19 protein-coding genes are annotated in these 16,055 nt (G+C 29.8%); 13 read left to right on the top strand and 6 right to left on the bottom strand.

The features are described from left to right. The first annotated feature begins 40 nt into the window (after window positions 1-40). Entirely contained in the window at window positions 41-1,324 is a 1,284-nt protein-coding gene (hemL, locus tag RSC72_RS04725) for a glutamate-1-semialdehyde 2,1-aminomutase (protein WP_332544953.1), read from the top strand. Window positions 1,325-1,378: 54 nt separating this feature from the next. On the opposite strand, the gene RSC72_RS04720 is transcribed toward hemL, so the two are convergent. Further along, the gene (locus RSC72_RS04720; protein ID WP_332566076.1) at window positions 1,379-1,693 is read right to left on the bottom strand and encodes a DUF4286 family protein; all 315 of its coding nucleotides are present in this window, start codon (window positions 1,691-1,693) and stop codon (window positions 1,379-1,381) included. Window positions 1,694-1,806: 113 nt separating this feature from the next. Between RSC72_RS04720 and RSC72_RS04715 the strand changes: the two genes are divergently transcribed. Together RSC72_RS04715 and RSC72_RS04710 are read left to right on the top strand one after the other, a co-directional pair. Next, window positions 1,807-3,189 carry a dipeptidase gene (locus tag RSC72_RS04715; protein ID WP_332566077.1) on the top strand — a complete coding sequence of 461 codons (1,383 nt, stop codon included), beginning with the start codon at window positions 1,807-1,809 and terminating at the stop codon, window positions 3,187-3,189. A 96-nt stretch (window positions 3,190-3,285) separates the two neighbouring features. Further along, window positions 3,286-4,437, top strand: a complete 1,152-nt coding sequence (locus tag RSC72_RS04710) for an FAD-dependent monooxygenase (RefSeq protein WP_332566078.1) — start codon at window positions 3,286-3,288, stop codon at window positions 4,435-4,437. Here the strand turns inward: RSC72_RS04710 and RSC72_RS04705 are convergent. Next, a complete protein-coding gene (locus RSC72_RS04705; protein WP_332544948.1) occupies window positions 4,434-4,832 on the bottom strand; it encodes a hypothetical protein in 399 nt (132 codons plus the stop codon). The genes RSC72_RS04710 and RSC72_RS04705 overlap by 4 nt on opposite strands. A 95-nt stretch (window positions 4,833-4,927) precedes the next feature. Next, window positions 4,928-5,230: a hypothetical protein gene (locus RSC72_RS04700; protein WP_332544947.1), complete on the bottom strand. Its 303-nt coding sequence runs from the start codon at window positions 5,228-5,230 to the stop codon at window positions 4,928-4,930. Window positions 5,231-5,428: 198 nt separating this feature from the next. Between RSC72_RS04700 and RSC72_RS04695 the strand changes: the two genes are divergently transcribed. From RSC72_RS04695 to RSC72_RS04685, 3 genes are all read left to right on the top strand, one after another. Then, complete coding sequence (locus RSC72_RS04695) at window positions 5,429-6,268, top strand: aldo/keto reductase (RefSeq protein ID WP_332544945.1); 840 nt, start codon at window positions 5,429-5,431, stop codon at window positions 6,266-6,268. Window positions 6,269-6,394: 126 nt separating this feature from the next. Then, window positions 6,395-7,489: a hypothetical protein gene (locus RSC72_RS04690; protein WP_332566079.1), complete on the top strand. Its 1,095-nt coding sequence runs from the start codon at window positions 6,395-6,397 to the stop codon at window positions 7,487-7,489. Continuing rightward, window positions 7,477-7,743: a hypothetical protein gene (locus tag RSC72_RS04685; protein WP_332544941.1), complete on the top strand. Its 267-nt coding sequence runs from the start codon at window positions 7,477-7,479 to the stop codon at window positions 7,741-7,743. Before RSC72_RS04690 ends, RSC72_RS04685 begins: the two co-directional genes overlap by 13 nt. A gap of 48 nt (window positions 7,744-7,791) precedes the next feature. Here RSC72_RS04685 and RSC72_RS04680 read toward each other — a convergent pair whose 3' ends face one another. After that, window positions 7,792-8,283 carry a nuclear transport factor 2 family protein gene (locus tag RSC72_RS04680; protein ID WP_332544939.1) on the bottom strand — a complete coding sequence of 164 codons (492 nt, stop codon included), beginning with the start codon at window positions 8,281-8,283 and terminating at the stop codon, window positions 7,792-7,794. A 49-nt stretch (window positions 8,284-8,332) separates the two neighbouring features. Then, on the bottom strand, window positions 8,333-8,725 hold the full coding sequence (locus RSC72_RS04675) for a hypothetical protein (protein WP_332544937.1): 393 nt from the start codon (window positions 8,723-8,725) through the stop codon (window positions 8,333-8,335). A gap of 90 nt (window positions 8,726-8,815) precedes the next feature. On the opposite strand from RSC72_RS04675, the gene RSC72_RS04670 reads away from it, so the two are divergent. The 7 genes from RSC72_RS04670 to RSC72_RS04640 all read left to right on the top strand — a co-directional run bounded on the left by RSC72_RS04670 (window position 8,816) and on the right by RSC72_RS04640 (window position 14,773). Then, window positions 8,816-9,349, top strand: a complete 534-nt coding sequence (locus tag RSC72_RS04670; protein WP_332544935.1) for a methyltransferase — start codon at window positions 8,816-8,818, stop codon at window positions 9,347-9,349. After that, window positions 9,309-10,196: a glycosyltransferase gene (locus tag RSC72_RS04665; RefSeq protein ID WP_332544934.1), complete on the top strand. Its 888-nt coding sequence runs from the start codon at window positions 9,309-9,311 to the stop codon at window positions 10,194-10,196. Before RSC72_RS04670 ends, RSC72_RS04665 begins: the two co-directional genes overlap by 41 nt. Window positions 10,197-10,199: 3 nt before the next feature. After that, window positions 10,200-10,964 (top strand): hypothetical protein, encoded by a 765-nt coding sequence (locus tag RSC72_RS04660; RefSeq protein WP_332544933.1) that lies wholly within the window; start codon window positions 10,200-10,202, stop codon window positions 10,962-10,964. Between the two features lie 99 nt (window positions 10,965-11,063). Next, a complete protein-coding gene (locus tag RSC72_RS04655) occupies window positions 11,064-11,891 on the top strand; it encodes a hypothetical protein (protein ID WP_332544931.1) in 828 nt (275 codons plus the stop codon). A gap of 170 nt (window positions 11,892-12,061) precedes the next feature. Beyond that, window positions 12,062-12,688, top strand: coding sequence for an HD domain-containing protein (locus RSC72_RS04650; RefSeq protein ID WP_332566226.1), 627 nt, complete (start codon window positions 12,062-12,064; stop codon window positions 12,686-12,688). A 30-nt stretch (window positions 12,689-12,718) separates the two neighbouring features. Further along, window positions 12,719-14,401, top strand: coding sequence for an RluA family pseudouridine synthase (locus tag RSC72_RS04645; protein WP_332544929.1), 1,683 nt, complete (start codon window positions 12,719-12,721; stop codon window positions 14,399-14,401). 21 nt (window positions 14,402-14,422) lie between these two features. Next, a complete protein-coding gene (locus RSC72_RS04640) occupies window positions 14,423-14,773 on the top strand; it encodes a hypothetical protein (protein ID WP_332544927.1) in 351 nt (116 codons plus the stop codon). A 64-nt stretch (window positions 14,774-14,837) separates the two neighbouring features. Here the strand turns inward: RSC72_RS04640 and RSC72_RS04635 are convergent. Further along, window positions 14,838-16,055 (bottom strand): TolC family protein (locus RSC72_RS04635; protein WP_332578425.1); only part of this gene is annotated, 1,218 nt, incomplete at its 5' end.

Raw genomic sequence — 16,055 nt, 5'->3', positions numbered from 1 at the left:
GAAGATTCAGTAAATTTGTATAACTATTTGTAAAAAAATTATGTTGTATCAAAGAAGTAGCGCACTATTCAAAGACGCGCAAGACTATATTCCTGGAGGTGTAAATTCTCCTGTTCGTGCATTCAAATCTGTTGGTGGAACACCAATTTTTATCAAAAAAGCCGAAGGTGCTTATATTTATGATGAAGATGGACGTGCTTATGTAGATTACATTAATTCTTGGGGACCAATGATTATTGGGCACACAGATTCACGTGTTTTGGAAGCGACAGTTGAGCAAATGAAAAATGGTTTTTCTTTTGGTACACCAACCGAATTGGAAACGGAAATTGCAAAATTAATTATTTCTGTTGTTCCAAATATCGATATGGTTCGTATGGTAAATTCTGGTACAGAAGCCTGTATGTCTGCAATTCGTTTGGCAAGAGGTTATACAAATCGTGATAAAATTGTAAAATTTGAAGGTTGTTATCATGGTCATTCAGATTCATTTTTGATTAAAGCTGGTTCTGGTGCTGCAACTTTTGGTAATCCTAATTCTCCTGGAGTTACGCAAGGAACTGCGAAAGACACATTACTTGCTGAATATAATAATTTGGATGAAGTGAAAACTTTATTCGAACAAAATAAAAACGAAATCGCTGCTATTATTGTTGAGCCAATCGCTGGAAACATGGGATGTATTGTTCCTGAAAAAGGTTTCTTAGAAGGATTAAGACAAATTTGTGATGAAAACGGTGCTTTATTAATTTTTGATGAAGTTATGACAGGTTTCCGTCAAGCGATGGGAGGTTCGCAAGAACGTTTAAACATCAATGCTGATATTGTGACTTTTGGTAAAGTAATTGGTGGTGGTTTTCCTGTTGGAGCTTTTGCTGCTCGCAGAGAAATTATGAATCACCTTGCTCCTCTTGGTCCTGTTTATCAAGCAGGAACTTTATCAGGAAATCCAATTGCGATGCGTGCTGGTATCACAACTTTGAATATTATTAATAATGATAGAGAATTATTCAATCGTATTGATAAAGCAACTGAAACTTTAGATATAGAAATTTCTAAAATATTTGCTGAAAAAGGAATTCCAAATCATATCAACCGTTTAGGATCTATGATGTCGGTATTTTTTACAGAACAAACATCAATCAATAATTTTTCTGATGCAACAAAATGTAATCACGAAAGATTCAATAAGTTCTTTCATCATTTATTAACAAACGAAGTTTACATTGCGCCTTCTGGCTATGAAACGTGGTTTATTTCTGATGCTATAAAAGATGCCGAAATCAATAAAACATTAGATGCAGTTCGTTCATTCGAAATCTAATATTTCAAAAATAAAATCATAAAAAATGCAGTAGATTTCTACTGCATTTTTTATTTAATTATAATCGCTAATATGCTCCATTTCACTCATAAAAGTCAATACTTTTGTTGCATATTTTTGAAGTGATTTTTGCTGAATTTCTGTCAAAAAATTATTTTTAAATTGATCTAACGTTAATTCGTCATTACAAAATAATTGTAGCGAGTACGAGATAAATCCAGGTTCTGAATGTGACGTTATTTTTCCTAATCGCGCACCTAAAAAACAACTCGATTTTAAATAATCATTTATATGTTCTTCTTTTAACCACAAAAACCAGTCATCATGTACAGCTTCTTCCACAATAAAAGTGGTATTGAATAAAATCATTCTTTTAAATTTTGTGCAAAGATACAAAGGTTTTGCAATTATATTTTTCTTAAAAAGATTTAGTCAACTAAAGATTTATGCGTAAATTTACCTATTAGTCATAACAAACAAAGATGAACAATACTCAAAAATTTATACAAGAAAATAAACAACGTTTTCTTGATGAATTAATCGAATTATTAAAAATTCCATCAATTAGTGCTGATCCAGCCTACACTCAAGATGTAAATGATGCTGCCGAAATGGTTGCTAAATACTTAAAAGAAGCTGGGGCTGACAATGTAGAAGTATGTGAAACTGAAGGTTTTCCTGTTATCTACGGAGAAAAAATCATCGATCCATCAAAACCAACAGTTTTAGTTTACGGACATTATGATGTACAGCCTGCTGATCCATTAGAATTATGGGAGTCTGGACCATTTGAACCAGTTATCAAGAAAACAGAAATTCACCCAGAAGGAGCAATTTTTGCACGTGGATCTGCTGATGATAAAGGTCAAATGTATATGCATGTAAAAGCATTTGAGGCTTTAAACAAAACAAATGAATTGCCTTGTAACGTAAAATTTATGATAGAAGGTGAAGAAGAAATTGGTTCTCCATCTTTAGTAAATTTTGTAAAAGATAATAAAGAGAAATTAAAAAATGATGTCATTTTAATTTCAGATACTTCAATGGTTTCTAACGAGCAACCTTCTATTTCTGTAGGTTTACGTGGATTATCTTATGTTGAAGTTGAAGTAAAAGGCGCAAATCGCGATATGCACTCTGGTGTTTATGGTGGTGCTGTTCCAAATCCTATCAATGTTTTAGCAACTATGATTGGTAAATTAATCAACGAAAAAGGACATATCACAATTCCTGGTTTTTATGAGCCAATTCTTCCTTTAACAGAAGATGAAAGAGCTGATTTAGCTAAAATTCCTTTTGATGTAGAAGCTTACAAAAAATCTATCGGTATTGCTGATATTCAAGGAGAAGAAGGATTTTCTACAATAGAAAGAGCATCTATTCGTCCTACTTTAGATGTAAACGGAATTTGGGGTGGATATTTAGGTGAAGGTGCAAAAACTGTAATTCCTTCTCATGCGTATGCAAAAATCTCGATGCGTTTGGTTCCTGGACAAGATCCTGATGTTGTTACAAAACAATTTGAAGATTATTTCCCAACTTTAGCGCCATCATCTGTAGAAGTTAAAGTAAAACCTCATCACGGTGGAAAACCTTATATTTTACCTACAAATCATCCAGGATTTATTGCGGCTAAAAAAGCTTTAGCAGAAACTTTTGAGAAAGAAGCTTTAGCAGAAAGAGCTGGAGGATCTATTCCGATTGTAGCATTATTCGAGGAAGAATTAGGAACAAAATCTGTGTTAATGGGATTCGGATTAAATTCTGATGTTATCCACTCACCTAACGAACATTTTGGATTATTCAATTTCTATAAAGGAATCGAAACTATTCCATATTTCTTCAAATATTTTAACGAGCAATAATTTTCGACAAAATATATTCTGAAAAGCGAATCAATTTGATTCGCTTTTCTTTTTGTATTAGGTCAGAATGATTAATTTTGAACTTTATTTTTATCAATGACTAAGAAATTCTTAATTGCAGGCGCAGGAATAGCAGGTTTAACTTTAGCCAAAGTTCTACAAGATTTAAACTATGATTACGAAATCTATGAAGCATCGGAAGAAGTTCGTGGAATTGGTGCTGGTTTTGGATTAGCTTCTAATGCAATGAAAGCCTTTGAAATTCTTGGTTTAGCAGAAGAAGTTGCACCTTTGGGACACATGCTTGAAGATTTTGAAATACAAGATTGGCAAGGAAAAACAATTTTGAAAGCTGATACAGAGCGATTAAAACAAAATTATAACAATGAAAATTTCGCCATTCATCGTGCAGATTTACATCATTATTTAGTTTCGAAAATTGATTCATCTAAAATAAAAACATCCAAAAAAGTTCGCTTATTTGAGCAAAGTTTTGAAAAGGTTATTCTTCATTTTGAAGATGGTACATCTACAGAAGGTGATTATTTGATTGCTGCTGACGGAATAAATTCTATCATTCGTCAACAATTACTTAAACATTCTACGCCTCGTTATGCAGGTTATGTGTGTTGGCGCGCAATTGTGGAAGATAAATTGTACAATTCTAAAAAAAGTGTAGAAACTTGGGGAGCAAATGGACGTTTTGGATTAACACCTTTGATAAATAACCAAATTTATTGGTACGCTTGTGTCAATACACCACTCAATTCTGATGTTTATAATTACAATTTAAATGATATAAAAAATCAATTTAAAGATTATTCTGGTCAAATTAGAAATACATTACAAAAAACCAATCCAGAAGCTGTGATTACAACACCGATTATGGATATAAAACCAATTAATAATTATGCCTTCAATCGCGTATTGCTTATAGGTGATGCAGCGCACGCAACAACTCCAAATATGGGACAAGGCGCGTGTATGGCTGTGGAAGATGTTTGTGTTTTGTATGACGAATTAATCAAAAAAGACACTGATATTTTGTTGGCTTTTGAGCATTATAATTTACGTCGACTAAAGCGTACACATTATATTATTGATACATCGAGAATGGCAGGAAGAATAGCACAAATTGAAAACAAATTTTTAATCAATCTGCGTAATTTTGCTTTCCGTAATTTACCACAATCACTGATGCAAAGTCCTTTAGAGGATTTATTGGAAGAAGATTTTATGAAGGTTTAGATTAATTTTAAAACAAATTTTGTAGAATTTCTTAACCTATATTTTTTATTAATATGAGAAGCTAATAAATCTCCAAAACTCATATCAAGAGTCTTTCTTTGATTAATGGAAAATAATTTCACAATTTTAATCAAATATTTATTTAAATTAATCAAATCAAAAGTAAATTCTTTTATTAACCAAAACAGAAAAAACAGTGGAAGAAAAAACATATTTAATAAAACTTGAGTTCCTTTCATTAATTCACCTTCTGATAAAAAATGTTCTAAAAAATCAAACTCAGAAAAGTTTAAATTATATTTTTCTACAAATTCTGCTATTAAAATAAAAGCATCATCTCCACAAAATCCCAAATCTAATTCTATCAGAATATCAGATATTATCAACCTTTTCAAGAGATTTTTTTTTCAAGAAAATTTTTGACTTCTATATAAGATTTTCTTAATGTTGAAAAATCTACATACAAAATCTGTTTTTCTTCCATAAAATATTACCTCAAAATCACACTATCCTCTAGTTCTTTTTTTGAAACTTGGAAATGATTTTCAAATTCATTTTCAAAAGATTCTAAATCTAATGTAATTTCCCAATCTCCAAATTCATTTTGAAAAAGTGTATTTAAATGTTCTTTTAATTCATTTAATTTTTGCTTTATCAATTCATTATTTTCAATATCAATTGATTTTTGATCCTCTAATTGTACCGTTTGATTAATTTTTTTAAGAATTAATGCATTCACAAAATCTTCATGCACATTCATAAAATTCTCTATTGTACCAGTATACTGCGTCATTTACTAAATTTTTATTCTTTAATCGGAAATAAATATAAAGCAAATTTTATAACTACAAAACATTTTTAGGAATCTAACATTTACTTTTAACAGAAGATTTAACGAATCCTTAGTACTAAATTTTTTAGATAAAGGCCTAAATTTGAAAGGAGCTTACATTTTAGAGTAAGAAAATAGAATCAATTAATATTGAATAAGATGAAAAATTTCACACTATCAAATCAAGTAGAAATTCCAGAAATTGGTTTTGGAACTTGGTTATTAGAAGGAGATAAAGTTAGAGAACCTCTTAAAATAGCTTTAGAAAAAGGATATACACATATTGATACAGCTGCAATTTATAACAATGAAAAAGAAATTGGTCATGTTTTAAAAACAGCTAATATTGATCGTGAAAAATTATTTATTACGTCAAAATGTTGGAATTGTGAACGCGGATACGAAAAAGCTTTAGCTGCTTTTGACCAAACTTTAGCAGATTTACAATTAGATTACATTGATTTATATTTAATCCATTGGCCAGCAAATGAAACTCAATTTCCTGAAAATTGGGAAGAATTAAATGCTGAAACTTGGCGTGCATTCGAGGAAATCTACAAGTCAGGAAGAGCAAAATCTATTGGAGTTAGTAACTTCAATATAAGCCATTTAGAATCTTTATTTAAAAGCGTTACTATAAGTCCTATGGTTAATCAAATTGAATTTCATCCAGGACATTCTCAACCAGAATTAGTTACTTATTGTAAACAAAATAATTTACTTATTGAAGCATGGAGTCCACTTGGTTCGGGACGAATTTTAGAAAATGAATTAATTATTTCTTTAGCAAGAAAATACAATGTATCTGTTGGACAAATTTGCATTAATTATTGTTTAGCAAAAGAAATTTTACCATTGCCTCGCTCCTCTTCAGAAAAAAATATCGAAGCTAATTTACAGTCAACTGATTTCGAATTGAGTAAAGAAGATATCAAAGCAATTGACGAAATGCCTGCTGATGGTTTTTCTGGATTAAATCCTTCAACAGTTGAATTTTAAACAGTTACTCTATTTAGTTTAACATAAATAATTAAAACCTCTGTAAAACAGAGGTTTTTTCATTTTAATTATTCAAAAAATCTATACTTTTACTTTTTTAAAAAATCGAACAAAAAAATAAACAATATGAGCCATTCAACTGAAAATCCATTCAAAACCTATTTTGATCAAACATTAGAAAGATGTGGTTTTTATGAAGATTTAAAAGCTGGAATTCTATTTTTTTTAGGAGAAAGTTGTATTAGCGCGAATACCAATCAATTGATGAATATGTTTAGTGAGGAACAAAAAATTCAACAAGAATTTCATCGACTAATTACGCTGTATGCCTTTTCTACAAACGATTACAATCCATACGAAGAATTAGATACAACGCCAATCAAACAATTAATTTATACATATAATGAGATTTATGTAAACGAAATTCGTCAAAAAAGTTTCAATTTTGATCAAGTGATTAAAGATGATTTAAAAACTGATTTGATCGAAGATTTTGTACAAGAATTTAAAGAAAAAGAATACAAATTAATTACAAATCATAATCTAAATACTTCCTTTTTTAGACGAATTGGTACGTATTTAAACCAATTTGAATTAAGTTATCAAGATATTTATTTGGCTGGAGTTAATTATTATCAAAAGAATCAAAAAGTTGATTTTGAAGGTACAAATCTATTAAACTTAAATATTATTGATAGTTTTTCTCCTTTGTATACAACGTTGTTTCATTTCCCATTGTTGTTTACATATTATCCAAGTAATCTGAATGCGAACCATTTGTTTAGTTCTATTTTACAATTTCTTTATTTACATACAAACACTGATATTGCGAAGCATATACACGCTTTTCACAATCATGTTTTTTATGAAAATAATCCACGTAGAGTCCGCAATGGCTGGGAATTTGAAGAATTAGAACGTGGTGTTTTGATTTCGCAAACATTTCATAATGCATTAAATATTCGTAAATCGCCAATATTTACAACGCAACCAGATTTTTTAGCTTCGGATAATTATTTGCTAAAAGAATTGAAAAATCAGAATATTCCGTTAGATAATTATAAAGCGTTAATTACAAAAACAATCGAAGAATATTATGAAACAAATATTGACGAAGTAGTAAATGGAAAATTAAATCATGCAGAGTTTTTACAACTTTTAGCAATTATTTTCTACGAAACTTCTGCAAATGCAATGATAATAAAAGCATGGAAAAATTAACTATTAATCAAGAAAACAAACTCAAATTAGAAGAATATTTTGGCGAAGAGGTTTTGAAAAGACTTCCGTTCCAAAATGTTTCTTTTTACGAATCGAGTAATTCTTGGGAAGGACAAGTTGAATTTAATTTGAATTTAAAATCAGGTGAATTAACTTATAATACCGTAGAAAATATAAAACATTCTATTGAAATTTCTGATGAAATGATGCAACGTATCGAAAGTGAAATTCTAATGATGTTAGAAAATTTATAAAATAAAGAAATCTCCCTATTTTGGGAGATTTTTAGTTTAATTATATCTCTAAAACATTGGATGTTTATTTGCAGATTCTTTTGGCACATCTTGGTGTACATCCCAATGTTCTACAATTTTTCCGTCTTTTAATCTAAAAATATCAATTGTAGATACTAAAGAACCATCTGGATTAGTATTTTTTATGTGTAGAAAAACTAAATCATTTTCTGCAGCAATATGCTGAACATCAATCTTAGTTTTTGGAGCGCCTTTAAACCAACCTTCCGCTGCTTTTTTGAATGCTGCAGAACCATCAGCCACAGTAGGATTGTGTTGAATATATTCTGGCGCAATATATTTGTCTACAGCTGTCAAATCTTTATCGCCAAACATTTGTTGATAAAAATCTAACACGATTTTTTTATTAGATTCTATTTCTGAATTGGAATTAACTTCTTGAGTTGCTGATTTATTTTCTGATTTATTTGTACAACTCATTAGTTGACTTGAAATAATTACAACTGAAAATAGAAGAAGTGAAGTGATATTTTTTTTCATATTAAATAGATTTTAAACTTTAGAAATCAAAAATCTATCCGAATCATCATTATTTCGATTTTTCTTTTGCAGTAAACAAATGCGAAATCACTTCTAAACGATCTTTATCAAAAAGGGATAAATCGTTGATATAAAAAGGCGTAAAATGAAAAGAAACCATATCTATAATTCCAAATTCTTTTGTATTAGGCTCAAAAACAACAAAACCTTTGCGCGTGTATGGTTTAGTTAAAACTTTATATAAAACAATATCATTTGTATACAGACGGCGATTGCGTTTGTCTAAAACTTCTACACCAACATCTATCGTATCAAACTGTAAAGGATTTTTATGCCATGTAAATTCATTATAACCTTTGAAATAGGTTATACCACTCACCTCTTTTGCATATCCTTCCACTTTTTTCCCGTTTCTTAAACGATAATGTTTCACCAAATTCATTTGACAAATTTGCAATAAAAAAATTTAAAATAGAAATCCTTGATATTAAAATATGATGATTAAATTTACCATTCGAAAAAGAGTATAAAAATGTACAAAGTATATCCACAGAAAAGATACAATGAGACTTTAGCACTACTAAATAAATTTGCAAAGCCTACAGATAAAATTTTGGATTTAGGTGTAAAAAATCCTTTTACTGATGTTATGTTAGAAAATGGTTTTGATGTAAAAAATACCAATGGCGACGATTTAGATTATCATTATAACGATTTACAAAATTATGATGCTAACTTTGTAACAGCTTTAGAAATATTAGAACATTTAGTGAATCCGATGGAAGTTTTAAGAAATTTACCTGGAGATAAATTATTAGCATCAATACCAATGCGTTTGTGGTTTTCATCTGCTTACAGAAATCAAAATGATCCACGCGATGTGCATTATCACGAATTTGAAGATTGGCAATTTGATATGTTAATGGAAAAAGCTGGTTGGGAAGTTATTCATCGTCACAAATGGACGCATCCATCAAATAAATTAGGAATTAGACCTTTATTAAGAAGTATTACACCAAGATATTATGCTGTCTACGCAGAACGAAAAAAAGACTTTGCTTACTAAATATACCATTGTTATACCCGCGCATAACGAAGAAGATTTTATTGCCGTTACTCTAAATGCAATTGTAAACCAAACTGTTTTACCGTATGAAGTAATCGTTGTTAATGACCATTCTACGGATAAAACACAACAAATTGTTAAAGAATTTTCAGCGAAATATTCGTTCATAAAACTTCGAAATATATTATCGAAAAGCGAACATCAACCCGGAAGTAAAGTTGTACAAGCTTTCTTGAAAGGATACGAAATTATTGATCCTAATTATGATATTATCGTAAAATTGGATGCTGATTTGGATATTCCATCTAATTATTTCGAAACTATTTTACATCATTTCAATCAAAATGAAAACATTGCAATGGTCGGAGGTTTTGCGTATATTGAAAAAAATGGAAATTGGATTATAGAAAGTTTAACCGATAAAGATCACATTCGTGGCGCTTTTAAAGCTTACAGAAAACTTTGTTACGACAAAATTGGAGGTTTGCGTCCACACATGGGTTGGGATACGGTTGACGAATTATTGTGCAAATATTATGGTTGGAAAGTTGTAACGGACGAATCATTGCATATAAAACATCTAAAACCGACTGGCGCAAGCTATAACAAATCTGCTTTGTACAAACAAGGTTCTGCTTATTATGCACTTGGTTATGGTTTTTGGATTACTGTAATTGCTGGCACAAAATTAGCTTTACGAAAAAAGAAACCATCTTATGTTTTTTATTATTTGAAAGGTTTTTTTGAAGCTTCATCTAACAATACGCCAAAAATGGTAAACAAAGACCAAGAAAAATTTATCAGAAATTATCGTTGGTCGAAAATAAAACAAAAACTTAAAGGTTAATTTATGCGCAATTGGTTAACGTACATATTTCTACTATCTACCCTTATTAGTTTTGGTCAAAATAAACTGATTACTGGTTCCGTTTTAATTGACGAAGGAAACGAATATGTTTCTACAACAGCTGGTATTCGTGTAGAAAATTTACGTTCAGAAGCGCGTACATTCACTACTCCATCTGGTTATTACTCTATTCAGGTGAATATTGGAGATACAATTTTATTTGAAGCTGATTTTCTAATTCCAAGAAAAATTGTGATTAATCAAAATATTTACACCAAAGGATATTTACAAGCACATCTAAATATTGAGACAATAGAACTTGGAACGGCTGTTATCGGAAATAATAAATTTGGAAAAAATTTTGGTTACGATTCTAAAACAGAATTGTATGATAAAATGGGATTAGATCAGCGTTTACGAGATTTAGAACCTAAACGAGATTTGGCAAAGTTTAAACCAATGGATGTTTTGAATCCTGTGAGATTAATTGGACACATGAACGGTTTTTATCGTGATCAACGTAAAATAAGAAACTACGAAACCAAAGCATCTTTAATAAAAGAGTTGAAACATTATTATCCGCTTGATTATTTTACAGACGATTTACATTTACCTGAATATAAAATTGAAGAGTTTCTGTATTATGTAAGTGATCGTTATCCATTAAAAGAAAAAGTTATTAATCGCCAATTTGAGCTTATTCAAATTGAATTAGAAGCGTTTGCTAAACAATATTTAAAAGAATTAAGTCAAGCTGGAACACAATAAATCTTAACAGAATTCTAAATCTTAGCCAATAAACGTTAAGATATTCATCGATATTTTTTTAAGACTTATATTCGTAGAAGAAATTAATACATCGCACAATTGAAACCATTTTTTACATTCACTATTTTACTATTCGCTCAATTCATTTTTGCTCAGGAAAAATGGGTTCAAGGAAATATCATTATTGATGATTCTGAAGAAAATGCCGAAGGAGTTTATGTGACAAATACGCGCACAAATCACACGACGATTACTAATTTTGCCGGAATATTTTTTATTCAAGCACAAGAAAATGATACGCTAAAAATACAATCAGATTGGTACGAAAATAGATCTATTATCTTGAAATCTAATTTATATAAAAAACCCGTAATTGTGGTACATTTAGCTCTTCAAACCATTCAATTAAAAACAGCTTTTATTGGTCCAAAATTGACTGGAATTTTAGAAAAAGATGTTAAAAATGGACGTAAAGCAGACGTTATCACAAAACTTTATAAAGATTTAGGTGTTAATCCTGATTTGAAACCAATAAAAGATACTTCCGCACTGAGAGCAGGTTTTTTAAGTGGAGATATTACATTGACACGTTTGGATGTTGGGCGAATTTTCGACGTGATTTCTGGAAAGGCAAAGCAACGAAAAGCGCTTATAGATTACGAAACGAAATATGATAAAATAACAAAAATTAAAAATTATTTTGGTGAAAGTTATTTTACAAATGATTTGAAAATACCTTCGTTTAAAATTCGAGATTTTATTGACAATGCCTTAACAAATACAGGAAATAATATTCAACTGAATGATGTAAATTATTTTAAACTATTACAAATTTTCAGTTCTTACAGTAAAATTTATTTAGAGTTTTTGTACGGCGAAAAACCAAATACAACCAAAGTTCAAATTAAAGACACAATAGAAGATTAAATCTATATTTATAAATATACCCATTGTGTATTTTGAATATAAAATTATCAAAATGCACAACAAGTTTATAAACTACCAAAAGCTACTCAAACGAGTAGCTTTTGATAGTTTAACGAGGTAATCAGTCTAAATTTTATCTTAACAGCAAGATTTTAAATTATTTTTGTAGAATGGAAACAACAGATCTAAAAGATTTTTTTATAAAAATTATAAATCAATATTCAGACAATGAAACGCTAAATGACATGTATTGGCGCGAGATTAATTGGTTCTATAATCACAAAAATTTACATTATCATACCTTGCAACATCTTCGTGATATGTTGATTGAATTGTTAAACGTAAAGGTTTTTATAAAAGATTGGAATGCTGTTGTATTAGCACTTTTTTACCACGATTGCATTTACAATACAACGAATTTGGATAATGAAGAAGAAAGTGCTAAAATTGCATTTCAACGATTATCGGAGATTAATGTTCCGCAAGAAATACTTTCTAAAGTCAACGAATTAATATTGGCAACAAAATATCATCGTAAAAATCAAGATCAAGATATTAATTATTTTATAGATGCTGATCTCTCTATTTTAGGTCAATCTACAGTTAAATATTTTATTTATTCTGAAAATATAAGAAAAGAATATCAGCAGTTTCCTAAAGAAATCTATAATCTAGGACGAAAAAATGTACTTGAAAAATTTGTTGCTCAGGATCAAATTTATAAAACTGATCATTTTAACTATTTATACGAACAACAAGCCAGAGAAAATTTAGATTTCGAAATTAATCAGTTATAATGTAACTTTGCAGCGAATTTATATTTTACAATGTCCTATTATTTTCAGTATTTCAAACAATCTATTTCAGCTTTAGAAATTCCATCAAAATTTGATTATCCTTTTTATTATCAACCACACGCAATAGCAAAATTAGCATGCAAAGAAGTGCAAGATTATTTGACGAATCAGACCGATTTTATTCATAATTTTGGATTAGATAAAAATGATTTATCACTTACTATTGGTAAAATGTTTGGTGTTTTGGTTGTTAGAAATCAAGCGAATGAAATTGGATATTTAGCTGCTGTTTCGGGTAAATTAGCCAATACAAATCAGCATAAGATATTTGTTCCTCCTGTTTTTGATATGCTAAATAAAAATGGTTTTTTCTTAGAACAAGAAGAACGTTTGAACGAAATAAATCAACTTCTGGAACAACTAGAAAACAACCATAAATTACATGAATTACGTGAAAATTTTAGGTTATTTGAGTTGGAAGAAAAATCGAAAATTGAAGCTGGAAAACAACTTTTGAAAATCAATAAAAAAGAACGTAAAACCCAACGCGATACAATTATTCCAACTTTAAACGAGCAAGAATTTATCATTTTTGAAGAAGATTTAATCAAACAAAGTTTACGAGACAAACACGAGTTTAGACAATTAAATAAAGAATTAGAAATTGTTAAAAATAAACTTCAACAAGAAATTTTTATCTTTGACGAAGAAAGAAATCAATTAAAAGAAGAAAGAAAATTAAAATCTAATTCACTTCAAAATCAATTATTTGACCAATATCAGTTCTTGAATAAGTTTAAGCAAGAAAAAGGATTGAGAGAAATTTTTGAACAAACTTCTTTTCAACAACCTCCTGCTGCCGCTGGTGAATGTGCTGCGCCAAAATTACTACAATATGCTTTTCAAGAAAATTTAGAACCAATTTGTATGGCCGAATTTTGGTGGGGAGATTCGCCAAAATCTGAAGTCAGAAAACATCAACATTTTTATCCGGCGTGTACGGGAAAATGCGAACCAATTTTGGGGCATATGTTACAAGGAATTGAGCTTGATGATAATCTTTTACTTCAACAAAATTCTACTGTTGAACAACTCGAAATTATCTATCAAGATGATGATATTTTGGTTGTAAATAAACCCGAAGAATTTCTTTCTGTTCCAGGAATAGAGATTACAGATTCGGTTTATATTCGCATCAGAAAACAGTTTCCGAATGCAACTGGTCCGTTAATTGTTCATCGTTTGGATATGTCAACTTCTGGAATTTTAGTTTTAGCTTTAAACAAAGAAAGTCATAAAGCTGTGCAACAACAATTCATAAAACGTAAAGTAAAAAAGCGTTACATCGCACTATTAAACGGTAATGTAGAGAATGATAATGGTACAATTGAATTGCCTTTACGTGTAGATTTGGACGATCGCCCGCGACAAATGGTTTGTTATGAATATGGTAAGAATGCAAAAACAGATTATCAAGTTATAAAGCGAAAAGATGGTAAAACGTTGATTCATTTTTACCCAATAACTGGTCGTACACATCAATTGAGAATGCATGCTTCTCATCATTTAGGTTTGAATATTGCCATTATAGGAGATGATTTATATGGTACAAAAGCCAATCGTTTGCATTTGCATGCCGAATATTTAGAATTTACGCATCCTACGACAAAAGAATTGATGAAGTTTCAGGTAGATGCAAATTTTAATTTATAATTTTACCACAGAATTTATACAATGGAAGAAAAAGAATTAACGATAAGAGATATTATTTACCGCGATATGGATACGCTGATTTCAGCAAAATTGCAAAATAATGGTAATATTTCGATGGATGATTTAATTGACATTTCATCTTATTTGGCTGCAAGTTTATTTAGAACACGTTGGCAACAAAAAGGAGAATTGAGCCAAGAAGAAGTAAATGTTGTTTTAGGAAATATTGGTGATTTTTGCCATGAACATTTTGGTGAATATTTTTCTCAAAATGATTTTGATAAGATTGTAAAAATCTCTCAATTATTACTTCAAAAACCTACATTTGATGACGAATCTAAAGAATATTTCGAGAATATCTTAAAATCTTAATAATCTAAAACATAAAAAAAGCTTCAGATAAATCTGAAGCTTTAATTCAATTAGATAAATAAGATTATTGCCATCCTCCTCCAACAGCACGATATAATTCGACCATAGAAGTTAATGACTTTAATTTTGAATCAACTACATTCAATTCAGCATTCAAACCGTTATCTCTAGCTGTAATTACTTCTAAATAATTAGCCATACCATAGTTTAACAATTCTTCAGAATTTGTAATTGCTTGATTGTATAATTGATATTCTTTTTGTTTGTATTCTGCTTTCTTTACAGACGCATCGTAGCTATATAATGCATCAGAAACTTCTTTACTTGCATTCAAGATTTTACTTTTATAATTAATTAAAGCATTTTCTTGATTTGCTAAAGCAACCTCCTTTTGCGTACGAATTTTACGTTGTTGTAAAATTGGTTGGGTTAAACCACCAATTACAGTTGCAAATAAAGATTGAGCACTAAATAATTTATCTATATCAATTCCCTGAACACCTCCTGTTGCAGAAATTGTTAAAGATGGATAAAAACTAGCATTTGCAATATTTACATTCTCAAAAGCATTGATTAATCCAAATTCAGCTGCTTTTATATCTGGACGATTTTCTAACAACTGAGTTGGTACACCAACTGATAATTTATTATTTATTGCTTGAGAAGCTAATGTAGAACGACTAATTGATTGAGGATTTGAGCCTAATAATATGCTTAAAACATTCTCATTCAATTTAATTCCGTTTTCTACATCAACTAATAATGATTTTACATTATATAATTGTGCTTCTGTTTGATTTACTGCTACTTCTGTTACACTTCCAGCTTCTTTCAAGGCTTTCGTTGTTTCTAAACTTTGTTCACGGTTAATCAATGTTTTGTCTAAAATCTTCTTTTGTTCATCTAAACCTAACAAATTGTAATATGCATTTGCAATAGACGCTACAATTTGTGTTTTTACAGCTTTATGCGCTTCTACAGTTTGCAAATATGTAGCTGATGAAGCTCTTTGGTTACTTCTAATTTTTCCCCAAATATCAGCCTCCCAACTTAAGTTTCCTGAAAGTTCATATTGACTTAATGATTGTTTTCCCATTAATGCTCCGAACTGTGTATTTGCAGAAGTTTCTGTAAACGTATATTTTGGTCCTACAGATAAAGTTGGTAAATAACCCGATTTACCTTGTTTGGCATACGCCTCGGCAACTGCAATATTTTGCAGTGCCGAACGTATGTCTAAATTATTTTGTAAACCTTGATTAATCAATGCTTGTAATTGACT

The organism is Algoriella sp. (assembly GCF_036647415.1).
Taxonomy (GTDB): domain Bacteria; phylum Bacteroidota; class Bacteroidia; order Flavobacteriales; family Weeksellaceae; genus Empedobacter.
Note: the sequence above shows the minus strand (reverse complement) of the source record. Positions and strands in the feature narration are given on the sequence as shown.